The following is a 23,423-nucleotide window of genomic DNA, read 5'->3' as shown; positions in this document are numbered from 1 at the left end:
GGCGAGCTCCGACGGGGCGTCCTTTTCTCTAAGATATAAGATAGTATAAGCTTCGAAGACTCGGGCTTCCTTATATCGCAAGAAAAACTTCCTCTAATCGCGGTCTGTCTACTGTGAATGTACGTCGGTAGACGTTTTTCTTCTCCGACTAGCATCGTAAGGAGGCTTCTTAGTTATGGACAAAGTGATGTCGAACAAAAAGATCATCGCCCTATACGTGCTGCCGTCCCTGCTTCTGATTATGGCCATCATTTATATTCCCATCGTTCTTACCGGATACTACGGCCTGATGAAATGGGATGGCGTCAGCAGCATGAGTTTTATCGGGATGGAGAACTACGCCAACCTGATGAAGGACAGCGCATTTTGGAACAGCGTGTACCATTCATTATTATTCGCGGTCCTATCGACGGTGAGCCTTGCCGTTTATATGATCGTTGCACTGATCCTGGCTGGGAACATTAAAGGGGCAGGACTTCTCCGGAAAATCTATTTGATTCCGATGCTGCTCTCTTCGGTAGCCATTGCCCAGCTGTGGCTGAAAATCTACCATCCGACAAACGGCATCCTCAATACGTTTCTCGTATCGCTGGGCGTGGAGGATCCCCCAGCGTGGCTGTCGGATCCGAAGCTCGTGCTGTACGCCCTATTCATTCCGATTCTATGGCAGTACGCCGGTTTCTACATCCTGATCTACTACGCCGCCCTGAAAAACATTCCGGCATCGCTCATTGAAGCAGCCCGCATCGACGGAGCCAATCCGTGGCAAATTGCCCTCCGAATCAAGCTGCCGCTCGTTTCCGAGGTCGTCAAAGTCACGATTGTGCTGGCCGTCGTCGGCTCGCTGAAATACTTCGATTTGATCTACGTCATGACAGACGGCGGGCCGAACGGGGCCAGCGAAGTGATGGCGTCCTATATGTATCAAAAGGCGTTCCGCGGATTCGATTTCGGCTACGGCAGTGCGATCGGCTTCTTCCTGCTGATCATCTGCATGGTCGCCACCTGGGCGATCCGCAAGGCAACCGCCTCCAAAGACACGATTCAATATTCCTGATAAGAGGAGGTGCTTATGATGAGAACCGCAAGTCCGGCCGTATCCGTTCCCGTGATGCGGTCTTCCCGGCCTGTCGGCGCCAGAATCGGCTCCGGCCTGCTCTATGTCGTGCTGATTGCGGGAGCGGTCCTGCAAATTTTGCCGCTGGTATGGCTGCTTTTGTTTTCCTTGAAGAATAACCAGGAGGTATTCAATCTTCCTCCTTTCGCCCTCCCCAGCCATCCCAAATGGGAGAACTATGAAAACGTATGGCAGCAGGGAAATATCGGCCGTTATTTTATTAACAGCGTCCTGATCACCGTCATCGCCGTCGTGCTGACGATTCTGCTCGCCAGCTTCGTGACCTTTGCGATCACCCGGATGCGCTGGAAGCTCAGCTCCCTCGTCCTCGGCCTGTTCATGGTGGGCATGATGATCCCAGTGCATTCGACCCTGATTCCTTTGTTCATCCTGTTTCAAAAAGTGGGGCTGACGGACAACCAGCTCAGCATCATCCTGTCCTACACCGCCTTTAACCTGCCGATTACGATCATGATCCTGCTCGGCTTCTATTACGCGCTGCCGCGGGAAGTGGAAGAGGCCGCCATTATGGATGGCTGCTCCGTGAACCGCATGTTCTTCCGGATCGTCATGCCGATGACGTTCTCCGTTATTGCCACGGCTGCGATCATCAACATGATTTATAACTGGAACGAGTTTATTTTCGTCAACACCTTCATCAGCTCGGACAACCTGAAGACCTTGACGGTCGGCGTCCAGAACTTCGTCGGACAGTACACGACCGACTGGGGCGCCATCGGGGCGACGCTGATGATCAGCATCCTGCCAATCCTCGTCATCTTCCTGGTGCTCAGCAATCGGATCGTGGAGGGCATTGCCGCCGGATCGGTCAAAGGCTGATACATTTAGCGCACAAAAAAAAGGGCTGTCCCCAAAGGTCACAAACGGACCTAAGGGCAGCCCTTTTATACTGATTTCCCGTTAATGCGGCACCTGGCTGCTGAAGTCATCCCTGCTGGATTGATCGGTCTGGTAAAAGACGACGTCGCCGTCTTTTAGCGCAAACCGGTTCCCGTAGGCATCCTGGATGTTCCGGTTAAAGCCTTCCATCTGCCACTGATTCATCAGCGGGGCGTAAATGTACTGCAAATGCGGATTTTTCAAGTCGCCTGCCTGAATGGACTCGATATTGAAGTTCACGACGATGTAGCCGTTCTTCAGAAAAATCGGGGACTTGTCGTCCAGCCCGCCGTGCGTGCGCCCGTATTCCGCCACATTCGTGCCCGCTTCGACCACATAGGGATCGGCCGGCAGGCTGTACTCGCCGTACCATTTCTGGATCGATACGTCCGCCCGTTCGCGGTTCACCGATTCAGGTACGGGGTCCTTCAGGCTGAGAAACGTCCGCAGCTGCTCAGGCAGAATCAGCAGGCTGTAGCTTCCGACCGGCGTCTTTTGCTTCGTATACTTGTTTACATAGCTGTTGATGTATTCGTTCCGGTTCATCCCCCCGGCTGCGCCGCCATGATTAAACTTGTAGCCTGCCGTATCCCGCAGCTCCTGCGCGGGCACGTTCCGGAGCCGGTCATTTAAGATGACGTAACGCTGGACCTGATCCGCGGACGAGCCGATTTTCACAAAATGCTTCGAGCTGGTGCTGTAGTACAGATCCACCGGAATCCGCGTATCCCCGCGGCCGTTGACGGCCTTCCCGTCTTTTCTGACATAATAGAAGGTTGGCGTGATGCGGATGCCGTCCAGCGGGCCGAACATATTCCCTTTCGTTTTAAAATCAAACTTGAAGTGGTACCCGGTCTTGACGGACACGTTCTTGAACCCCTGCAGCGGGCTGCTTCCCGGACGGATCGGCAGCGTAAAGACGGCTGCATTGCCCCGCGGATCGCCATCGATCCCTTTCTGACCAACCCAATAGGAGACGCCCGTCTGGAACGTGCTGCCCTTCTGGGACCGGAACACGGTCTCCCAATTGTAATCGGCGATATCGGTCACGTGAAAATCGTACAGCCGTCCAATGACATCAACCGCCACCTCATCGTATGCGGCATGATGCACCAGGCTTGTATTGGCGTCATTTTGCTGCGTATAATCGGCCGGGGCATTTTCGGCAATATTGCGAAACGCGATCTGGTATGGACCTTCGTCCACCCATACCGGCAAATAGAAGGTCGTGTCCAGCTGGCCGACCGGAATGTCCACCCATGTATTTTTCGGAATAAAGGTGGTCCGGTTCCCATCGTAGACGTCAAAAGGGAACTTCACCTGCTTGGTGCGGAAATACTTGGCGTAATCCCGGTTGCCGTAACCTGGATAGCTGACATGCTGCCCGCTCGTCGGAATTCGGACCGTGAACGGGCGTTCCAGAATCAGGGCGGACCGGCCGGCGTCCGGATTCGTTTTCTGGTTGTGGGCCGCGTCGTCCGACACGGAGGAATAGTTGACCACCGGCGTATGGACCGTCACGGTGTTGATGCCGTATATCGGAAACTCCTGGTTTTGCCCGCCGTTTATATTTCCCGGCATCAGGTCATATTCGATTTTGCCCGCGCTCGGCGTATCCTTTTTATTGGTTTTGCTGCGATCGATCAGATTTCCCGGGCTGTACAGCACGTTATCGCCAATCTGGGGCGGCTCGGGAATCTGTGACGGTGTCGGGCCGGATTCCTCAACCTTCTGGTTGTTCATTATCGTCTGTCCGTTAAAGACCAGCGAGTCATTCGTCACCTGGATTTTGCCGACGGCTTTCTCCGCTTCCCCTTTTAGGGCGCCTTCGTCATTCGGCACCGACGGCTTGGACTTGCCCCCGGTCAGCGTCTGTCCGGCAGCCGTAAGCTCTCCGGGCGGAGCAGGCGGATCGTAATTTCCACTCGTCGCAGCGGCATAATACGGTGGACTGTAACCACTCGGCTGGATGGCAATCCGGCCGCCCGGCAGGACGTAATTGTCTAGAATCGCCTCGCGGATCTGGTAGACTTCCAGGTTATCTATTTTCCAGAAAGCATACCGCCGCTCAATCTGGTAGGTATACGTTTTGCTTTCGGTCTCGCTCTGCGGGTCCGGCTCGATATGCGTTCCTTTGCCATCGGCGTTTGGCACTTCCTTGCCCGGATCCCACTTCAGCGTGTACTCCTTGGTTACGTTAACCGTATATGTGCACGTCCCGGTCATCTGTACGAACTTGTCCTGGTACAGGTGATTCCGGGCGAGCACATTGCCGTATAGGCTCTCGGAGGTCGGAATGCCCTGAAGCACGTCAAACCGCTCGCTGCCGCGGGCATCAGCCTTGATTTTGCCTGTCACGACGGGGTCCATGTATTTGCCGGTCATCGATTGACCCGGCGCCGGCTCGGTGCAGCTTACCCCGGGATCCGGGGGATCGACCGGCGGCGGTCCGTCCCCGCCCCCATCGCCGACGGTCACGGTGGCTGTGCCGTACAGGTAGTAGAGGCCGCTTTTCCATACGGCCGTTATTTTGGCCGTGCCTTTACTTACGGCATGTACTTTACCATTGCTGTCTACTGTAGCAACTGCCTTGTTATCCGAACTCCATGCAGTTTCCGACCTCGTTGAAACATCCACATAATCACCAAAGTTTGTGTTCCCCTTAACTTCAAAGGGTTTAGTACGAACTTCTGCCTTAAATGTCTTATCTTCTCCTTCTTTCATTGATGCACTTACCGGGGTAACACGCATCTCTTTGATTTCTCTGGCCGTACCGGTCCATGAAAGATTTACTGTGACATCATATCTGACTTGAAATTTTGGATAGCCATTCGGTCTATGTTTAATATCAAGCTCCTTTCGTTCTGTGAAAGGTATGCTCCCGCCCGTCTTCACCCAAAGCATCAAACTTATATTATCGCTTAATGTTTCTATGTTGGGATTATGGCTTGTCCCCGCCTTAAAGTTTCTGAAATAAGTAAACTCTGTCTCTTCTTTCACTATTTTTATATCCTCTATTGCGGCCTTGGGTACCTTTGAATTATCTGCATCAAAAAAATTACCAGGAGAATAATCTAGTGAATTTATTTTTACACCAGTTTCCTTTTCAGCCGGATAAGGAGCGGCATCTGTACCAGCCATTGGTGAGTCATCAGTTATTCCATTGTCATTTCGATCAGCCCTAAAAGAGCCATCGTCTAATTGATACCAATACACTCCTGGATTACCTGGTGCGGTTGCTGAAACTTTTTTAGTAACGACTTGTCGATTTGTTGGTCCCAAAGGGGTGACAGTGCTATCGGATGGATAACTCGCATCACTAGCTGCTCTTACTTCGTTAGGTTTGGAAGGGTACCCACCGATAAGTAGTAAAAAAATTAGGAACAAAAGAAGTGTTGTCTTCAACCGGGTCCTCACTCTATTTCCTCCCTAGCCTACTTCCGTAGGATAATGCCTCCGTACGATCCATCATCAGCAACAATATTTCTGAGGACACTATCCCCGTGGGTTACATATCTTGGAACTACAGAATAGCTCCAAAACCTTGTCTCCTTGCCTTTCACAAAGAACTTTGATCCATCATTAGGTAATGTTTTATAGCCAAACTTTGTTGGGCCTTGTCCATAAACCCTAATTCCACCTTGTAGAAAGGACGTCATTCCGTTCGAGTAATGTGCCAAACTAAAGGAGTCGGTTAATGGAGAAACTGATGAATCTATAAATACAAGATAAGAGTCATCTAAGAATAAAGTTTCCTTATCGGCAAACATACGCCCATAGATACTGCCTGGTTGTTTTGCACTTGTTCCTCCCAAAAAGATATAGTGATGGACTTTAATCTTACCCGCCCCATTACGCAAGCTAGTGTTTTTATTTAAAATTGATTGTAGAGTGTGTTCATTTGGCGGATCAACATATGAAGTTACACTCAAATGATTCGTCCCCGTCGTCCCCACTTCCCGCAGCTCGTTCAATCCTTTGAACGCTTTTGGCGCCTTCGTCTGCGTCGTCTCGTACCGCTGAATGATCACCGCGACCTCCGCGCGCGTGGTCGTTTTGCCGCCGCCGAAGCTGTCGTCCGGGTACCCGGACATCAGTCCCGTTCCCAGCATGACCGACACATACGGATAGTCGGCCTTGTTCAAGCCGCCCTTGTAATACTCCGTCACCGGAACGATGGTGTCCTTCGTGTCCTCGATCGCCTGCTTGTACTCTCCGTCGCGGGCCGCCAGTCCCGAGGCCATCCACTTCGCCATTTCCACCCGCGTCAGTGGAGTGCCCGGCTTAAAGCCGTTTGCATAATCGGCCGGACTGAAAAAGCCCTTCCCCGCTGCCTCGCTCACTTCCTCTTCGCTCCAGTGCCCGGTCAAATCGGAAAATGCCGCAGCTCCGCCAGCGTTTTCGTTCGTCGACACCCTGGCCAAAATAGCCGCAAATTCAGCCCGAGTAACCGGGTCGTTTGGTCTGAATTTTCCGCTGCCGTCACCTTTGAGATAACCTTTGGATACCGCATCGTTAATGGCCTGATACGCCCAGTGGGACACAGACACGTCCTTAAAAGCTGACGCCGCGGCGGCCGGCACGGGCTGCTCGATTGCTCCTGCCGTTCCAAGAATCATCGCCCCGGCCAAAAGGGTCATCAACATCGCTTTGAACATACTTCTTCCGCTCCTGTTCTCCTAAAATCTCCTAAAATATGATGCTTTGCATTTACTAAATCTCTTAACTTCCCTGATCCCTTCTAACTTTCTGACTGTTTCCGATACCCAGGTACCATCTAACTTACTGACTACCAGGTAACCTCCTGACTTCCCGGCTGTTCCAGACAACCTGATACCAACTGAATTCCTGCTTCTTTTGTTGCTCTAAACTCTCTTGCTAAAAAATATGTTTTCTTAACCGACGGGACTGCTTGCCCACGCGTGGCCCTAAGCAGCCACACCTCCTTATGTATTCCTGTGAAACTTCTTACCTATTTAGCATAGGACTACTTGCAGTATACTACAGGATTTTCGCAAAATTTGTCATTAATTGTCACGATACATCATCACTTCAATTATATGGGTTTAATGGATATATAAGATGCACCTGCTGCAAATAGCTTTTGCGACGCCCGAAAAAAAACAAAGCAGGAATGCATTCCTGCTTTGCCATGTGCTTCATGCCAAACGAATAACTTTATATTGTCCGTACTTTTATCAGCTAGAACAATCAATATTTAACGACGCCAATCCTTTATTTGCCCGAAAAAGCGCCCGCCTGCACCTCACCGAACCGGTTCGGCCGGAACGCTCCACACCACTCCGGCAGCGGCTTGCCCTCCACGCTATCGGCGATCAGCGCGGCGGTGACCGGGCTGAGCAGGATGCCGTTGCGATAATGACCCGCGGCCACAAAAATATGGCCGGCATTGTTCAGCCGCCCGATCAGCGGCCGGCCGTCCAGCACCGCCGGGCGCAGTCCCGCCCAGCGGTGAAACGGCTGCACCTCACCAAGAACAGGCAGCACTTGCTTGTTCCACTCCGTCAGCCGCCGGATCCCTTTGTCCGTGACGGAAGTATCGAACCCGGCGATATCCTCCGAGGCGCCGCACACGAGCGTCCCGTTCGCTTTTTGGACCAGGTACCCCTGGCTGGTGAACACCAGATGCCGAAGCGGCTCGCGCTCCTCGTTCCAAGTGTAGGCGCAAATTTGCCCCCGGATCGGATGTACAGGAATCCGGATACCGAGGGGTTCCGACATCTCCTGTACCCACGCACCGGTGCTGATCAGCAGCCGGTCCGCTTCAAACCGCTCGCTATTCTGCGCCCTCAGCGCAACCCGCTCTCGCCATTCAGCCAGCTCGATCCGGCCAAGATGCTCTTGAATCTGCACTCCTGAGGCCAGGCAGGCCCGCTTGACCGCTTCCGTCAAATCCGGGGCATACACATGGCTCTCCACCGGTGTCCGCAGGGCGGCTACTGCTTCGCGGGTCAGCCCCGGCTCGGCATCGAACAGCGCGCTCCCCGTTAATATTTCGCCACCGGAGCCCCAGCTCCGCTGCCATTCCAACCGGCTCTCCAGCGCCAGCAAATCCGCCTCGTGCCTCGCGACGTACAAGCTGCCGGTTTCGGCATATTCGAAGGAGACGCCGGAGATGTCCTTCACCGCCTGCTGCCACTGCGGATACAAAGACAAGCTCTCGCGGCACAACCGGAAGAACTCGTCCGGGGACTCTATGTTCTCCGAATACGGAGCGAGCATTCCTGCCGCCGCACCGGAGGCCTGCCCGCCGCAGGGTCCCTTTTCGAGCAGCGTGACGTGCAGGCCGCGGCGGCGCAGCTCCAGCGCGCAGGATAATCCGATGATGCCGCCGCCCATGACGATGATGTCTCCGCTCATTGTTACAGCCCCCTGTCCATCTTTCATTATTCGATGACGAGCGATTCCAGGCCGCTGCTGGCCGAAGCATATTTCTTCTTCGGAATCCGCCCGGACAAGTAAGCCAAACGCCCCGCCTCAACCGCCAGCCTCATCGACCGGGCCATCATCACGGGATCTTTGGCTTTGGCCACCGGGGTATTCATCAGAATGCCGGAGACTCCCAGCTCCATCGCGAGCGCCACGTCGCTGGCTGTCCCCAGCCCCGCATCCACGATGACAGGGACCGACAGCTCCTCCACGATCAATCCGAGATGGTACGGATTCAGAATGCCGAGGCCGGTCCCAATGGGCGCTGCGCCAGGCATAACCGCGGCTGCCCCGGCTTCCTCCAGCTTTTTGCAGATCACCGGATCGTCGGAAATATACGGCAGTACCGTAAAACCTTCCTTGACCAATATTTCCGTCGCTTTTAACGTTTCAATCGGATCGGGCAGGAGCGTGCGCTTATTGGCGCTAATCTCCACTTTGATCCAGTCGCTGAGTCCCGAAGCCCGCGCCAGGCGGGCAATCCGGACCGCCTCATCAGCCGTTGTCGCTCCGGAGGTGTTGGGAAGATAGATGTATTTCTGGGGCTCCACATGCTGCAGAATCGAGTCATCCTCCACCGAATCGAGATGGATCCGGCGGATAGCGAACGTCAGCACCTCGGTTCCCGAAGCTTTGATCGCCTCCATCTGCACATAAGGATCGGGGAACAGCCCGGTCCCCAAAAACAACCGCGACGACAGTTCCTGTCCGCCAACCTGCCAAGTATCTCTGCTCATTTTTCCCCTCAACCTCCCGCTACGAAATGGACCAGCTCCAGCTTCATTCCAGGCACAACCGGAGTCGTCTCCCACTGCTCGATCTTCAGCACCTGTCCGTCCGCTTCCACCATGACCGGCCTGCCGGACAGCCCCAGCAAGCGGAGGACATCGGCTACCGTCTCGGCCGCCAGCTCCCGCTTTGTTCCGTTAACGACCAGTTCCATCCGCCGCTCCTCCTCTACCTTCAAGCTTGTGAATGAACGCCCGGCATACCGCTTCCGGGTCAGGGCTGCCGACGATTTCGCTCACCGCGCAGACGCGGCTCGCACCGGCCCGGATCACTTCCTCCACGTTGCCCAGCTTGATGCCGCCAATCGCCACAAACGGGATTTTAATGACCCCGGCGACTTCCCGAATGTACGAAAGACCGACCGGATCCACCACATCCGCTTTCGTAGCCGTCGCATAGATCGGCCCGACGCCGATATAATCCGCCCCTTCCGCTTCGGCGAGCTGCGCTTCCGAAATCGCATGGGTGGATATGCCGATGATCTTGGAACCGACAAGCTTTCTGGCTTCCGAGATCGGCATATCGCCCTGACCGAGGTGAATCCCGTCCGCATCCACCTCCATCGCGATATCAACGTGATCGTTCACGATAAAAGGGATACCGTAGCGGCGGGTCAGCTCCCGCAGCTCCGCCGCCTTGCGCAGCAGCTCTTCCCTGCCGCTTGTTTTGTCGCGGAATTGAACGATGTCCGCACCTCCCCGAATAGCTTGCTCCATCACGTCCACCAGCCGGCGTCCCGGATGGAACGTCTCGCCAGTAATCGCATACAGACGAAAATCGACCATGACTGCTTCTCCTCTCTTCCCTTTGCCTTTCCCTCCATTTCATGCCGGCTTCTATCATCGCGAAGGGTAAGCCCTCGTCTTGCGAAAGCGCCCTCTTACCCGGTTAACACAAAAAAACCATTCGAGAAATACACGAATGGCACCGCAATTCGAATGATATTCTCTACGCCAGCATTACCTGGATCAGATTAACGGTCCGCAGCAAAAGGCTGCCATCTCAGCCGGACTTCATCCAGCACCCGCATTCCTATTTAATTTCACAACCACTATAGCCCAAACTGCTGACTTTTGGCAATAGCCAGCGTGAGATCACCGGCATCGGAACGCTTATCTCATCCATAGCAGCGATTCTCGCAAAATTTCATATATTTGGGTGCGGCAAACTTCTTATTTTATCTCTTGCGTCATCACATATCGTCCCCGCCCGTGAATATAAATGTTTAACAAGCCAAAGTTTGTGCTGAGTATGGGAACATGGGAGGTGCCTGAACATGCCATCAGACGATCATTCGCTGTTTGTGGTGTCCAAGGAGGACTGGTCACTGCACCGGAAAGGGTACCAGGATCAGGTCCGCCATCAGGAGAAGGTTAAGGAAATTATCAAGCAGAACCTGCCCGACCTGATCACAGAAGAAAACATCGTGATGTCGGACGGTAAGCAAATCATCAAGGTACCCATCCGGAGCCTCGATGAATACCGTTTCATTTATAACTACCAGAAGCAAAAGCATGTCGGCCAGGGAGACGGTGACAGCCAGGTGGGAGACGTGCTGGGCAGGGATCCGGTGCAAAAGCCGGGTCAAGGCGAAAAAGCCGGCGACCAGCCCGGCCAGGACATTATGGAAGCCGAGATCAGCCTCGAGGATTTGGAGAACATGCTGTTCGATCAGCTGGAGCTGCCGAATATGAAGCCGAAAGAGCAGCAGGAAGTCGAAACCGAATCGATCACGTTCAACGACATCCGCAAAAAAGGCATGCAGTCCAACATCGACAAGAAGCGGACGATCCTGGAAAATCTGCGGCGCAACGCCACCAGCGGCAAGCCGGGAATTCATCATATCAGCCCCGACGATCTGCGCTACAAAACGTGGGAGGACATCGTCGTTCCCCATTCCAGCGCGGTCATCATTGCGATGATGGATACGTCCGGGTCGATGGGCACGTTTGAAAAATACTGTGCGCGCAGCTTCTTCTTCTGGATGACCCGCTTCCTGCGCCGCCAATACGAAAAGGTCGACATCGTCTTTGTGGCCCACCATACGGAGGCCAAAGAAGTCACCGAAGAAGATTTCTTTACCCGGGGCGAAAGCGGGGGCACGATCTGCTCGTCCGCCTACCAGAAAGCGCTGGAAATCATCGACCGGCGCTACCCGCCCGCCAAGTACAATATTTATCCATTCCATTTCTCGGACGGCGACAACTTGACTTCCGATAACGAACGCTGCGTGCGGCTGATTGGCGAGCTGCTTAAAGTCAGCAACATGTTCGGTTACGGAGAGGTCAACCAGTACAACCGGAGCAGCACGCTGATGTCCGCGTACCGTAATATCAAGCTCGACCAGTTTATGTATTACGTCATCAAGGAAAAGGGCGAGGTCTACCAGGCGCTGCGTACGTTCTTTAAAAAGCAGGAAGGCGCACTGACCTAAGCCGAAACACCGCCTCCTCGAACGTAAAATTATGGCATATAAAAAGGTCGTTGTCCCGTTACGCGAGTAACCGACAACGACCTTTTTGCATGGCCGGGTGACCTCTATATAGCATTACCCTTGATTCGCAGCCTTTTTCCCACAATCTAGCATGACCCTCGATTTGCAGCCTTTTTCCACAATCGACTGATCCTGACTCCTGCCAGGCTCCTCACTGACGGCATGCTCATCCAATGTGCTCCTCATTGCCAGCGTGCTCCCCATTGCCAGCGTGCTCATTACTGCTGCCAAGTTTTTCACTCCCGCTAGGCCCCGCACGCACGACACGCATGTTTCGTATGCCGCTAGGCTTCTTCCGCCTGCAGACGGTCCCGAACCTCCATCAAGGCAAAGCCAAGCAGGTTCTTCCCTCTCCACAGAAGCGGGTTCAGGACCGCTTCGTCGTCCGCGGCCAACCCAACGCCCCAGATCGAATCCACGGGACTTGCCTCTACCAGCACCCGCTGCCCGGTGCCCAGCAGAAATTGCTTCAAATCGTCGTTTTGGGAAAACTTCGCTTCGTTTCCCCGGACCACAATGGAGTACCCTTCCCGGTCCCATACGGCCGGATCGAATCCTCTCACCTTCCGCCCCAAATCTTTGGCCTGCTTCGGGTGCCTGGCTGCGAGAATCTGTTCCCTGATCTCTTCGTCACCGAACAGCCTGGCTTTCTCCGCCATCATATAATGCTCGGCACTTGCATATTCCACACCGTCCACGGTAAACTTCGCTTCCCACCACTGGCTGAAGCAGCTCTTCGTAATAGATCCGTCCGCCGCGGGTTGGTGCCCCCAGAAAAATACATACTTCAGCTTGGACCCTTTCCGGAATGCCTTCCGGAGTTCTTCCAAGGTATACATCCAATTTCCCCCCTATAAGAGCTTCCCACGTACTTAAGCCCTACAATTTAAAGGCCCTGGTACCCGCATGCCCGTTGATCACCGCCTCAGGCATCCAGGCTGGCTGATCCCTTGCGGTACGCTGCTCGTTCGCCTCCCGGTTCAAGCGGAATATCCCATGGCGCCTTCCGGGAAGCGAAGGTACCCATCCCCAGAAGCGTCTGCCCGCGGGTCATGATGTGGACCATATTCCCAAACTGCTCCTCCGGTTTCCAAAAGCGGCTGGCGGCCATAAATGCGATCAAATACTCTTCCCAGCTGCGGTAATGCTGCTGCACGTACCCGGCCGCCTCCAATTTAATGGCCCAGGCCTCTTCCTTCGTCAAATATCCGTAAGCGAGTCCGATCCGGCTCAAGAAAATCGCCCATCCACCCCCGAAGGCAGCTATTTCTCCGGCAGGCAGCTGCGGCAGAAACGTCTGAATCACGCTCATCCGCGCATATTCCGGATCATCTTTGGACGCCTCCATCCAGTTTTGCCGTGCCTGTTCCGGCAGCGCCGACAGTTCGGCGTTCAAGGCCTTATAATCGTCACGGTTCCCGTCCTCCAGCAGCCAGCGAATCCGGGTCTTTAAGGACTCGGCGTCCTTGATGTCCCAGAGCCGCAGCCCCTTTTTCAAAACCCGGTTCCCGAGGTAACGCTCAAATTTCAAAAACTCGTAAGGCACATAATAATAAGCCAGCACGCTGTCGATGCATACGCTGGAGAGACAGCGGAAGTACAGCTCCAGCTGTTTGATTTGCTTCTTCTTGTAATCGCTGCGCATGTCGTCCTCCATTATCTAGGTTGATAGCACCCGGTGTGCTCTTAACGTTCTGTATAAATACCACAGCAGAATGGCCACGAACACCCCCGTGACGATAACGGGCACGTCAAAAAACAACTGCAGCACGATATACACAAAAATATAAAGCCAAGTTAACCGAAGAAATAAAAAACCGTCGAATATAATATTGTTTTTGACCACTTTGCGGTGCTCGGCCGGGTCGATCTTCCCCTGATCGTAGTGATGCTTATTTGCCGTAGACGACCAGTACATCAGGGTGCTCATATGCTGATTGTTTGTGTCAAAAGAACGCTTCATCCGTTCCTTGGCCTCCGGTATCCGTCCCATCGCGGTGAGGCACCGTCCCGCCAAACAGAGCGCATCCTGATCGTCCGGATGGGCAGCCAAAATGCGCTCGCAATCCGAAAGCGCCTCTTCATACCGCTGATCATCGTATCGAAGCTGTGCCGCGTACCGGTAAGCCTCCAGATCATCCGGCTGCAGCAGGATCGCATGGCCGAAACATTTCAGCGCTTCCTGCCGGTTGCCCGCGGCCAGGTTATATTTTCCCCAAAGCAGCTGCAGATCCAGATCGTCCGCAAACCACACCGAAGCTTCGGACAAGCATGCTTCCGCTTCTTCCAGCTCGCCTTCCATCAGCATATCCAGCGCAGACTCCCGCAGATCCAAAAATCTCTCAATGTCCGCGGCATCCCCTACGGGAGCGTTAGCGAGCGAGTCATAACGCAGCTCCCGTGATCCGTCCAGCTGCTGTAGGATGTATTCGGCAAAATACGTCGGATACCGCTCCCGCAGTTCTTCGGGATCGTCCGTAAAGTAAAACGTGCCGTCCAGCAGCTGCCAAACGTCTCGCGGGAGATGCCTGCAGGACATCAGAAAGAACACGAACGCATGCTGTAGCTCCGGCCCGCGTTCGACGTCCCATACGATATCCTCGTTCAGCAGCCGCTCCCACGACTCCACCCGAATCCGGGCCGGAAAGTCGTCGTACAGCTCCTCGGCCTGATGAATCCACAGGCTTACCGGATCTGCGCTCGCCTTGGCTTGGAATATTCCATTTGAGTATGTGGTTTGTGCATTAGGCGCACCAGGTTGATCAACTTCGCCTTTGGTATCCTCCGGCGGGTAGATCGGCATGGAAAGCTCATCCTCAGCCTCAGCCGGCTCACGTACCGTTGTATTGGCCTCCTTGGCGAACTTGGATGCAGCCTCATAAGCTTCCCTAAGCTGCTGATAGCCCTCGGGATCGTCCTCGGGATGATGCTGCTTCAGCTTGGCGGCATAAGCCTTCTTGATGATGCGCAGCTCCGTGGTCCGCTCGATCCCCAACCTTTCCCAGATGTTCATGTGAAGCTCATCCACCTTTCCAGCTCTTCCAGTCGATCCTTGAAGACCTCCGCAGCTTTTTTGATTTCGCGGTCGTCCTGGGTGTGCAGTGCCTTTTCGAACTGTCCGATATAGGCAGCGATCACTTCCCGACTCTCGCCCAGCGCCTCTTCGTACAGCCGCTCGCCCCTGGCCAACAGCAGCCGGTTTTCCGCCCGGTCTCTCGGGTGAATTTTGATATCCTGAAGCTCCAGCAGACGCGCCTCGATCTCTTCCTTCGTCATGCTGCCGGCATTCTTCTCGATGACGGCGCGCTTCTTCTCGCCGGTTGCAATGCTGGTCACCTCGACCTCCAAAATCCCGTTAATGTCATAGGTATAACGGACGTCAATCTTCTGTTCGCCGGCAGGGGCCGGCGGCACCTTAATGTGGATCTCGCCGAGCTTGATGTTGTTTTCGACGCGCCGGCTCTCGCCCTGATAAATATCAACGGTTAACCGCCGCTGATTGTCAGACACCGTGCAGAGCCGCTCAATCCGGCTGACCGGGATCGGCGTGTTGCGCTCGATGATCGGGAAGAAATGCCCCGATGAGAATCCTCCGTTACCCAGTTCCTGTACGATGCTGGTCCCCAGGGTATAAGGGCACACGTCGGTAAGGATCATCTCGTTCAGCGCCTCATTCCGCTCTTTCAGAGCCGACTGGATGGCCGCGCCGACGGCAACCGTCTCATCCGGATTGATGTCGCTGTACGGCATGCGGCCGAACATGCGGCCGATGACGCTTTTAATAAGCGTCATTCGGGTGGCTCCCCCGATCAGGATCACCGCATCCAGATCGGATGGGGACAAGGACGCGTCTCGCAGCGCCCGCTCGATCGGCTGGCGCAGCCTCAGGAGCAGCGGATGGGCCAGCTTTTCAAATTCGTTACGGTCAAGCCGCACTTCATACCGGGTTCCATCGATCGCCAAAGCCATTTCAGCCGACGCCTCCCGTCCCAAGGCAAGCTTGCAGCTCTCCGCCTGTTTATGTATAGCCGATCTTGTTTTCGGGTCCAGCGCCTCCCACTCCATTTGGTGCGTCTCCAGAAAATACGTCACAAGCAGCTCCGTAAAGTCTTCACCGCCCAGGAAATTGTCCCCCGCGATAGACTTCACCTCCATGACTCCCTCGAACAGCTCCAGGATGGAGACGTCGAACGTTCCTCCGCCGAGGTCGAACACGAGAAACTGGGTTTCCGGCTGCTCCTGGTGCAGGCCGTAAGCCACTGCCGCCGCGGTCGGCTCGCTGATCAGCCGCTCGACACGCAGTCCGGCGATTTCGGCTGCATGCTTCGTCGCTTTGCGCTGGGCATCGTTGAAGTATGCCGGGACGCTGATCACCGCCTCCGTCACAGGTTCGCCCAGGTAACTCTCGGCGTCCTCTTTCAAGGCCTTCAATACAAAGGACGACAGTTCCTCCGGAGTAAAGGAATGAGGGCCAAGCTCGTACTTTTTCTCTGTTCCCATAAATCGTTTAAAAGTGGCAGCCGTCCGCTCCGGATGGGTAATCAAGCGCTCCTGGGCAATCCGGCCGACCACAATTTCGCCGTTTTCGTCCACGCTGACGATGGACGGTGTCAAATGTTCTCCAAGCACGTTGGGAATGACCACCGCACGGTCCTGGGCCCAGCAGGCCACCAGGCTGTTGGTCGTTCCCAGATCGATTCCGATCACAGCCAATGAAATCCCCCTCTTTCCTGTTGAATGTTCCCTATTCATTAGCCGGCCCGAGCCTTAGGCTCCAGGCCAATCTAGCAATCCGTTCTCTATTCTACCAGCAGCCCCCTCTTTAATCCAATAATTGGACCGACTTAAACAAGGCTTCCAAAATAGTTGCTGTACGGAACAAACGCCTTCAGTACCTCCTCGACTTGCTTGATCCGCTCCTCCAGCGATCCCCTTAATGGGATGTAAGGAATCCGTCGTTCCTTCAAATCGGCGATAATCTGCTTGTGGAATACATGCCGCTTCTGGTCACCGCTTCGGTCCCACGTATCGTCATATGGGATATCGTCCTCACACAGGAAAAAGAGATCGTATCTGCCGGCGTTCTCCAGCGCCAGCCGGGTCAGCAGCTCCGGAGCCCGGCCGTGATAATCCAGCGCGAACATATACGTCGTGATGGCGTTCGTGTCCACGAACAGATACCGGTTCGCCTCCAGCAACGCCTTCTCTTCTCGCTCGATATGCCCCGCCGCAATCTCGTCAAAAGCCTCGAAGCTGATCCGCCGGTCCACCTGATGCTCCGTCCAATAATCCCGGCCGTATTCGCTGGCATAAGTTGTGTTGTATTTGCCGGCCAGCGCCTCCGTCAGCGTTGACTTGCCCGTCGACATTGCTCCGACGAAGACCACCTTCGTTATAAGATCACGGTATACGATGTCACTTACAAATTGCCGGTGCTTATACGGGTCCTCCCGGATCATCGTCGCCGAAATCGGCACCACGCCCCTCGCCTCATCGACGCGGCGGTCCACGGCGCCAAGCGCCTTGCTCATGTGCTCGCCGTAAAACTCGCTCGAGTAGAAATGCGTAACCTGCTCGCCGTCAAGCAGCCCCAAAATATACTGCTCCTCCCGAATTTCATGCTCCCGGTCATTCGAATAGCCGTCCGGACCGTCCCACGCTTCGATCACCCTGACGCCCGGATACAGCTTCCGGATCCAGCCTGCGCGGATATGCAGCGGAATGGTCGTGACCGTCGTATCGTAAATGACCACGATCAGTTCATCCACTTCCTTCAACGCCGTCTCCACCATGTATTGATGCCCTTTATGAAAAGGGGCGAATTTCCCCAACGTCAGTCCCAGCTTTTTCATCGGTAAGCCTCCTTTGCCCCTTTGGTCCAAGTGTAATAACCGTATGCCGCATTGATGAGATACGCGCTCCACATGACGATCATGAGCAGCCCGTCAGGACTGCCGTCCAGAGTACGCAGCACCCACAGCAGCACGGTAAAAGCATTCAGCACGATATACACCAGCCATTGTTCCTTATAACGCCATACCATCAGGAAGGTTGCGACAACCGACAGCACGTTGGTGATCGCATCGATGTACGGCGAATTTTGCGTTGGTATCAGCGACAGGAAAAAACCGATCATCACGCTGCCCAGCACGCAGGCCGCTCCGGTCCACAGAATCCCTCGAAGGTTCATGCGGCGCATCTCAAGCTTGCCGCCGTCCTGATGCTTCCGCCACAGGAAGAAGCCGACCACGTTCATCGGAACGAAGAACAGCAGATTCAGCAGCATCTCCCCGTAAATCCCGTTCGTATAAGCCAGGTACGCATACCCGAACGTGTTGTACATCCCGAATACATAACTCATCAGGTTGCCCTTCGCTGCCAGCACCACGCACAGCACGCCGGTCAGAAACACGGTAAACCCGAACAGGCTATCCTTCATGATCACCGTAAGTCCGACCGCAATTCCGCAAAATACGCCGAGCCATACCAGCTCGTAGGCGCTCCATCCTTTAAACCATTTTCCCATGTCCGTTCCCTCCAGCTGCTCCATTACGCCTTCACAGATCACCGTGACCGATGAGGGTAATGATGAGATATCAATAACATCAATTTGATATTATCAATTTGTTGTTTACATCTTAGCAGGATGTTCTCCCGGAAGCAATGGTTTTTTGGAAAAAAACAAAAAAGGGCCCCGGGATACATCCCGGGACCCTCGTTCCTCTGATCAGGCCGGCTTATTGAGCGCTTCCGCTCCAGAGCTCGACTCTTTCCTTGATCAGTTCCGTATATTGTTTTTCAATTTCCTTAGCCCCTGCAGCATCCAGCTCTTTCAGCATGTTGTCATAAATGCTGTCGAACTGTTCCGGTTTCGCCAAGATGGCTTCCGGAATCCGCTTGCGGATAATATCCTGCGTTTTTTGGTAGATAACATTATAATTGCCGTCCTGAGGAGTGGCCATGTTGTAGGCTGCGCCCCAAGGTTTGACCGGGAAGTCCTTTTCAGACGGGAACAGGTCTTTCCAGGTTGTTGCGCCGTATGCTTTCAAAGTATCTTTCTCCGGCTGCGTATAGGAAGCTACGATTTGATCCGGGAAGTTCGTTGTGTAGTAGTTGCCGGATGGATCTTTCACACCGTCGCCGTAGTGAGCGGAGAAGGTGGTGTACAGTCCGATGCCGGACGTTTTCGTAAAGTTGGCGTTATCGTTGACCTTCTTGTCCTGTACATCATCAGGAATAACGCGCTTGCCGTCCACTATGTTGTAGTGTTTGCCTTCGATACCCCAGTTGCGCAGCACTTGGCCTTCGTCGGATGCAAGGAAGTCCAGGAACTTGATCAAGCGGACCGGATCCTTACATGCCGTAGTAATGCCTACGCCCCAACCAGCTACAAATCCGGTATCCTGGAAGGAATGGTCTTTGTATTCATCCGACAGCGTTACAGGGAAGTGAGCATAAGTGCGCTCCGCTTTGCCGGCGGTCTTGAGCGCATTCTCGGCGTCGGAATAGCCCCACTCTTGGTCAATCAGACCCAGGACGCGGCCGCTGGCGATCTTGGATTTATATTGGTCACTCTTTTGCACGAACGTATCCTTATCCAGCAGACCCACATTGTACATATGATTCAGCCAGCGGAAGTATTCTTTCTCTTCCGGACGCTTGTAGTGCAGCTGAGCTTCGTTGGTTTCAGGGTTAATGAAGTATTCTCCGTCATCCGGAGCGCCTGTCGTCAAGAAGGCCGGGTTCGTTACGGTGATCATGATTCTCCAGTCATCCGCGTCCAGTGTCAGCGGAATCGTCGGCTTGCCGTCGATCGTCGGATGTTTGTCTTTATATTGCTGGAGAACGTTTTCAAAATCCTTAACGGTTTTTACTTCCGGATAGCCAAGCTCTTTCAGGACGGCATTCTGGATTTCAAATCCGCCGCCGGCGTCAAAGTACTGCTGATCCACCGCCCCGTTCGTCGGAAGCACATAGATGGCTTTATCATCGTTGCTGTACGGCAGACGGTTCATGTACTTGCCGTATACCTTCTTGAGGTTCGGGCCGTACTTGTCGATCAAATCGGTCAGGTCGATCATCGCGCCGGCTTCCACCAGCTTGTCGACATCGCCTTTGGCAAAGATAAAATCAGGATATTCTCCGCTCGCAGCCATCAGGGATATTTTATCGGTGCCTGCGCCGGATACGGCATACTCCGCATTGATGGTCACGCCAGTTCTCTTCGTAATTTCTTTACCGATCTCATCCTGCATCTTGTTCCAGTTCGGGCTGGCGTCAGCGCCAAAGAACGAGAACGTGATCGGGCTCGTATCGTCAGCCTTCGCATCCTGCGCCGCATTGGAAGACGAGCTGCCGGAACCGGCGGATTTGCTGTCGCCCCCTGAGCTGCTGCAGCCTGCGGAAACGAGCAGCACACTGGCGAGGAGCAGCATTCCAAACTTCTTCTTTGTGTTTCCCTTCATGTGAATCATATCCCCCTTCATTACTAATGGAATTACTTCGTGCTGCATTCAAGAGCCGGCATTGCATCAACGTCGTACGGACGCTGGGCACTGCCGCATGTTGTGCCGAAACCCAGATGAATTGAATACGTTTACAAAACTCAGATAACTAAACTTCCTCACTTCACATCTCTGGTTTCTTGTTCGACTCCACCTCTTTGTTTAAAACGTTTTCGAAAACAGCCTGCAGGGAAAATGTGTAATGAAAGTGCTTTCATATTTGAATCATAAAAGATTTAAAAACGACTGTCAAGTCATTTTAATACATATTTTCAAATTTAATTTTTGATGCGTTTACGATCAATAATTCTAATAAAACGTTGATGCAACAGTAAATTTACACCTTTATATTATATAAGGTATAGAGATGAATTAAGTAACAAAAGTCCATCACAAATAGGACCTACTGCTATGAGCAGGCCCTACCTGATGAACTTATTGCTCTTTTTTAAAAATTCGGATTACTTCGCTTCGGTCGTTCCACCCCACAACTCGACACGGTCCTTCACCAGCTCGGTGTATTGCTGTTCCATTTTTTCCGCACCGGCGGCATTCAGTTCCTTGATCATGTTGTCATAGACTGCGTCGAATTTGTCCGGCGTCGTCAGGATTGCTTCCGGAATACGCTTGCGGATAATGTCCTGCGTTTTCTGGTACGTTACCGTGTAATCGGAGCCTTCTTCAACCGAAATGTTGTATGCTGCTCCCCAAGGCTTAACAGGGAAATCCTTTTCCGAAGGGAACAGGTCTTTCCAGGTCTTAGCGCCGTAAGCTTTCAGTGTTTCTTTCTCGGCTGGTGTGTAGCTGGCTACGATTTGATCCGGGAAGTTCGTCGTATAGTAGTTGCCGGATGGATCTTTCACACCGTCACCATAGTGGGCGGAGAAGATCGTGTACAGGCCGATGCCCGATGTTTTCGTAAAGTTGGAAGCGTCGTTGATTTTCTTTTCCTGAATTTCTTGAGGAATGACGCGCTTGCCGTCCTCGACATTGTAGTGCTTGCCTTCGATGCCCCAGTTGATCAATACTTGCCCTTCGTCGGAAGCGAGCCAATCCATGAATTTAATCGCCCGGACCGGATCTTTACAGTTGTTCGTGATGCCGATGCCCCAAACGGATGTAAAGCCTGTATCCTGGAAGGAGTGATCCTTATATTCTTCCGACAAGGTTACCGGCAGGTGAGCGTAAGTTCTCTCGTCCTTACCTGCAGCTTTCAGCGCGTTCTCCGCGTCAGAATAACCCCACTCCTGGTCGATCAGGCCAAGCACGCGTCCGCTCGAGATTTTGGACTTGTACTGGTCGCTCTTCTGTACAAACGTTTCCTTATCCAGCAGGCCTTCGTTGTACATATGGTTCAGCCAGCGGAAGTACTCTTTTTCCTCCGGACGCTTGTAGTGCAGCTGAGCCTCATAGGTTTTCGGATTGATAAAATATTCGCCGTCGTCCGGTGCCCCTGTTGCGAGGAACGCCGGGTTGGTAACGGTGATCATGATTCTCCAGTCGTCCGCATCCAGCGTCAACGGAATGGTTGGCTGGCCGTCAATCGTCGGATGCTTCTCTTTATAAGCCTTCAGTACGTTCTCAAAATCCTTGACGGTTTTTACTTCCGGATAGCCCAGCTCTTTCAGCACGGCATTCTGGATTTCAAATCCGCCGCCGGCGTCAAAATACTGCTGGTTCACCGCCGCATTGGTCGGCAGCACATAGATGGCTTGGTCATCGTTGCTGTACTTCAGACGGTCCATGTAGTCGCCATATACCTTCTTCAGGTTCGGCGCGTACTTGTCAATCAGATCGGTCAGGTCGAGCATTGCGCCGGCATCCACCAGCTTGTTAACGTCACCTTTAGCGAAAATAAGATCCGGATAGTCGCCGCTTGCGGCCATCAGGGAAATCTTATCCTGCCCTCCGCCGGATACAGCGAACTCCGCATTGATCGTAACGCCTGTCTTCGCAGTGATTTCCTTGCCGACTTCATCCTGCATTTTGTTCCAGTTTGGACTCGCATCCGCACCGAAAAAACTGAAGGTGATCGGCGATGTCGTATCGCCTGTATCTTTGGCAGCGGTATCCTCCTTGCCTCCGCCGCAGCCCGCAACCGCTAGCATTGATGCGATGATCAGAGAAATCGCGGTTACCTTGAACGCTTTCTTTGGCATTGCGTAAACCCTCCCCATGATGTCTAATCTTTTTCTTTATCTATTTTGTATAACAGGCTAGCCTGCTGATACCTCTATATAAGAATGTAACTTCTCAAAAAGCGTTGTTTACGATTTGACCGCGCCCAGCGTCATGCCGCTCACAAAATATTTCTGCAGGAACGGATAGACGATCAGGATCGGCACGGTCACGACGATGGTAATGGCCATCTTGATCGATTCCGGTGAAATCTGGGCCATTTGTTTGGCCATGTCGTTGGCGTTGATCGCTCCGCCGCCCTGCTGCGTGCTCTGCAGCACCTTCATCAGCTCGTACTGCAGGGTGGTCCAGGTGGCGTTGCTGCCGTTGTACAGGTACGTATCGAACCAGGAGTTCCACTGACCTACGGCAAGGAACAGCGCAATCGTCGCAAGCACCGGTTTACAGAGCGGCAGGATAATGCGCCAGTATACCGTAAAATCGTTGGCTCCGTCCAGCTTGGCCGATTCCTGAAGGGCATAAGGCAAGCCGTCGATAAAGGAACGGACGATAAATACGTTGAATGCACTGACGAGACCCGGCAAAACATATACCCAGAACGTGCCGATCAGGTTCAGGTCGCGCATCAGGATGTATCCCGGGATCAGGCCGCCGGAGAAGTACATCGTCATCGCCAGGAATGTCGATACGAACTTCCGGGCCTGAAAGTCAGGCCGGCTGAGCGTATAGGCCAGCATCGATGCGCTGAGCAGCCCCAGAACAGCACCGACGATCGTACGCAAAATGGAAATTTTCAAGCCTTGAAGCAAAGTGTCATAAGCAAATATCGTCTTATAGTTTTCAAATGTGAACGCACGCGGCCAGATGGTGATGCCACCACGCACCGTATCGATGGAATCGTTCAGCGATATGGCGAGCACGTTCAGAAACGGATACAGCGTAACGATCAGCACGATCGCCATGAAGATGATATTGCATATATCGAAGATCTTATCGGATCGGGTCGCATTAAACGCTTTGTTTGGCATCT

19 protein-coding genes and 1 riboswitch are annotated in these 23,423 nt (G+C 53.6%); of the genes, 3 read left to right on the top strand and 16 right to left on the bottom strand.

Features of this window, described 5'->3' with window-relative positions:
• Positions 1–175: 175 nt before the first annotated feature.
• Complete coding sequence (locus MKY74_RS10470) at positions 176–1,057, top strand: carbohydrate ABC transporter permease (RefSeq protein WP_076170538.1); 882 nt, start codon at positions 176–178, stop codon at positions 1,055–1,057.
• A gap of 54 nt (positions 1,058–1,111) precedes the next feature.
• Positions 1,112–1,957: a carbohydrate ABC transporter permease gene (locus MKY74_RS10465; RefSeq protein WP_397344938.1), complete on the top strand. Its 846-nt coding sequence runs from the start codon at positions 1,112–1,114 to the stop codon at positions 1,955–1,957.
• A gap of 81 nt (positions 1,958–2,038) precedes the next feature.
• Here MKY74_RS10465 and MKY74_RS10460 read toward each other — a convergent pair whose 3' ends face one another.
• The 6 genes from MKY74_RS10460 to thiE form a co-directional block, all read right to left on the bottom strand.
• Entirely contained in the window at positions 2,039–4,921 is a 2,883-nt protein-coding gene (locus tag MKY74_RS10460) for a DUF5704 domain-containing protein (protein WP_144025428.1), read from the bottom strand.
• 530 nt (positions 4,922–5,451) lie between these two features.
• Complete coding sequence (locus MKY74_RS10455; RefSeq protein ID WP_076170541.1) at positions 5,452–6,675, bottom strand: S-layer homology domain-containing protein; 1,224 nt, start codon at positions 6,673–6,675, stop codon at positions 5,452–5,454.
• A 577-nt stretch (positions 6,676–7,252) separates the two neighbouring features.
• The gene (thiO, locus tag MKY74_RS10450) at positions 7,253–8,398 is read right to left on the bottom strand and encodes a glycine oxidase ThiO (RefSeq protein ID WP_076170542.1); all 1,146 of its coding nucleotides are present in this window, start codon (positions 8,396–8,398) and stop codon (positions 7,253–7,255) included.
• Between the two features lie 26 nt (positions 8,399–8,424).
• Positions 8,425–9,204, bottom strand: a complete 780-nt coding sequence (locus MKY74_RS10445; RefSeq protein ID WP_076170543.1) for a thiazole synthase — start codon at positions 9,202–9,204, stop codon at positions 8,425–8,427.
• Positions 9,205–9,212: 8 nt separating this feature from the next.
• Positions 9,213–9,410 (bottom strand): sulfur carrier protein ThiS, encoded by a 198-nt coding sequence (gene thiS, locus MKY74_RS10440; protein ID WP_076170544.1) that lies wholly within the window; start codon positions 9,408–9,410, stop codon positions 9,213–9,215.
• Positions 9,394–10,041 carry a thiamine phosphate synthase gene (gene thiE, locus MKY74_RS10435; protein WP_076170545.1) on the bottom strand — a complete coding sequence of 216 codons (648 nt, stop codon included), beginning with the start codon at positions 10,039–10,041 and terminating at the stop codon, positions 9,394–9,396. The genes thiS and thiE overlap by 17 nt, the downstream gene beginning before the upstream one ends.
• Positions 10,042–10,184: 143 nt before the next feature.
• A riboswitch (TPP riboswitch) is annotated at positions 10,185–10,294 on the bottom strand.
• Between the two features lie 238 nt (positions 10,295–10,532).
• Between thiE and yhbH the strand changes: the two genes are divergently transcribed.
• Positions 10,533–11,690, top strand: coding sequence for a sporulation protein YhbH (yhbH, locus tag MKY74_RS10430; RefSeq protein ID WP_076170546.1), 1,158 nt, complete (start codon positions 10,533–10,535; stop codon positions 11,688–11,690).
• A gap of 114 nt (positions 11,691–11,804) precedes the next feature.
• Here the strand turns inward: yhbH and MKY74_RS10425 are convergent, their stop codons facing one another.
• The 10 genes from MKY74_RS10425 to MKY74_RS10380 all read right to left on the bottom strand — a co-directional run bounded on the left by MKY74_RS10425 (position 11,805) and on the right by MKY74_RS10380 (position 23,421).
• Positions 11,805–11,981, bottom strand: coding sequence for a hypothetical protein (locus MKY74_RS10425; RefSeq protein ID WP_167372875.1), 177 nt, complete (start codon positions 11,979–11,981; stop codon positions 11,805–11,807).
• Positions 11,982–12,034: 53 nt separating this feature from the next.
• Positions 12,035–12,589 carry an NADAR family protein gene (locus MKY74_RS10420; protein ID WP_076170547.1) on the bottom strand — a complete coding sequence of 185 codons (555 nt, stop codon included), beginning with the start codon at positions 12,587–12,589 and terminating at the stop codon, positions 12,035–12,037.
• An 86-nt stretch (positions 12,590–12,675) separates the two neighbouring features.
• Positions 12,676–13,395 (bottom strand): DUF1266 domain-containing protein, encoded by a 720-nt coding sequence (locus tag MKY74_RS10415; RefSeq protein ID WP_076170548.1) that lies wholly within the window; start codon positions 13,393–13,395, stop codon positions 12,676–12,678.
• Between the two features lie 15 nt (positions 13,396–13,410).
• Positions 13,411–14,763 (bottom strand): tetratricopeptide repeat protein, encoded by a 1,353-nt coding sequence (locus MKY74_RS10410; protein ID WP_076170549.1) that lies wholly within the window; start codon positions 14,761–14,763, stop codon positions 13,411–13,413.
• Positions 14,760–16,463, bottom strand: coding sequence for a molecular chaperone HscC (locus tag MKY74_RS10405; protein WP_144025422.1), 1,704 nt, complete (start codon positions 16,461–16,463; stop codon positions 14,760–14,762). The genes MKY74_RS10410 and MKY74_RS10405 overlap by 4 nt, the downstream gene beginning before the upstream one ends.
• Positions 16,464–16,594: 131 nt before the next feature.
• Complete coding sequence (locus MKY74_RS10400) at positions 16,595–17,602, bottom strand: AAA family ATPase (RefSeq protein WP_076170551.1); 1,008 nt, start codon at positions 17,600–17,602, stop codon at positions 16,595–16,597.
• A complete protein-coding gene (pnuC, locus tag MKY74_RS10395; RefSeq protein ID WP_076170820.1) occupies positions 17,599–18,276 on the bottom strand; it encodes a nicotinamide riboside transporter PnuC in 678 nt (225 codons plus the stop codon). The genes MKY74_RS10400 and pnuC overlap by 4 nt, the downstream gene beginning before the upstream one ends.
• A 211-nt stretch (positions 18,277–18,487) precedes the next feature.
• Positions 18,488–20,215 (bottom strand): ABC transporter substrate-binding protein, encoded by a 1,728-nt coding sequence (locus MKY74_RS10390; RefSeq protein ID WP_076170552.1) that lies wholly within the window; start codon positions 20,213–20,215, stop codon positions 18,488–18,490.
• Positions 20,216–20,715: 500 nt separating this feature from the next.
• Positions 20,716–22,413: an ABC transporter substrate-binding protein gene (locus MKY74_RS10385; RefSeq protein WP_076170553.1), complete on the bottom strand. Its 1,698-nt coding sequence runs from the start codon at positions 22,411–22,413 to the stop codon at positions 20,716–20,718.
• 108 nt (positions 22,414–22,521) lie between these two features.
• Complete coding sequence (locus MKY74_RS10380; RefSeq protein ID WP_076170554.1) at positions 22,522–23,421, bottom strand: carbohydrate ABC transporter permease; 900 nt, start codon at positions 23,419–23,421, stop codon at positions 22,522–22,524.
• Positions 23,422–23,423 lie beyond the last annotated feature (2 nt).

Source organism: Paenibacillus sp. FSL R5-0378 (genome assembly GCF_038009285.1).
Taxonomy (GTDB): Bacteria; Bacillota; Bacilli; order Paenibacillales; family Paenibacillaceae; genus Paenibacillus_AQ; species Paenibacillus_AQ favisporus.
Note: the sequence above shows the minus strand (reverse complement) of the source record. Positions and strands in the feature narration are given on the sequence as shown.

Coding starts and splice junctions, on each gene's coding strand:
- thiE (WP_076170545.1), bottom strand. CDS start 10,041: ATGGTCGATTTTCGTCTGTATGCGATTACTGGCGAGACGTTCCATCCG.
- MKY74_RS10465 (WP_397344938.1), top strand. CDS start 1,112: ATGCGGTCTTCCCGGCCTGTCGGCGCCAGAATCGGCTCCGGCCTGCTC.
- MKY74_RS10390 (WP_076170552.1), bottom strand. CDS start 20,215: ATGAAGGGAAACACAAAGAAGAAGTTTGGAATGCTGCTCCTCGCCAGT.
- MKY74_RS10445 (WP_076170543.1), bottom strand. CDS start 9,204: ATGAGCAGAGATACTTGGCAGGTTGGCGGACAGGAACTGTCGTCGCGG.
- MKY74_RS10415 (WP_076170548.1), bottom strand. CDS start 13,395: ATGCGCAGCGATTACAAGAAGAAGCAAATCAAACAGCTGGAGCTGTAC.
- yhbH (WP_076170546.1), top strand. CDS start 10,533: ATGCCATCAGACGATCATTCGCTGTTTGTGGTGTCCAAGGAGGACTGG.
- thiO (WP_076170542.1), bottom strand. CDS start 8,398: ATGAGCGGAGACATCATCGTCATGGGCGGCGGCATCATCGGATTATCC.
- MKY74_RS10385 (WP_076170553.1), bottom strand. CDS start 22,413: ATGCCAAAGAAAGCGTTCAAGGTAACCGCGATTTCTCTGATCATCGCA.
- MKY74_RS10470 (WP_076170538.1), top strand. CDS start 176: ATGGACAAAGTGATGTCGAACAAAAAGATCATCGCCCTATACGTGCTG.
- thiS (WP_076170544.1), bottom strand. CDS start 9,410: ATGGAACTGGTCGTTAACGGAACAAAGCGGGAGCTGGCGGCCGAGACG.
- MKY74_RS10420 (WP_076170547.1), bottom strand. CDS start 12,589: ATGTATACCTTGGAAGAACTCCGGAAGGCATTCCGGAAAGGGTCCAAG.
- pnuC (WP_076170820.1), bottom strand. CDS start 18,276: ATGGGAAAATGGTTTAAAGGATGGAGCGCCTACGAGCTGGTATGGCTC.
- MKY74_RS10380 (WP_076170554.1), bottom strand. CDS start 23,421: ATGCCAAACAAAGCGTTTAATGCGACCCGATCCGATAAGATCTTCGAT.
- MKY74_RS10410 (WP_076170549.1), bottom strand. CDS start 14,763: ATGAACATCTGGGAAAGGTTGGGGATCGAGCGGACCACGGAGCTGCGC.
- MKY74_RS10400 (WP_076170551.1), bottom strand. CDS start 17,602: ATGAAAAAGCTGGGACTGACGTTGGGGAAATTCGCCCCTTTTCATAAA.
- MKY74_RS10455 (WP_076170541.1), bottom strand. CDS start 6,675: ATGTTCAAAGCGATGTTGATGACCCTTTTGGCCGGGGCGATGATTCTT.
- MKY74_RS10460 (WP_144025428.1), bottom strand. CDS start 4,921: ATGCTTTGGGTGAAGACGGGCGGGAGCATACCTTTCACAGAACGAAAG.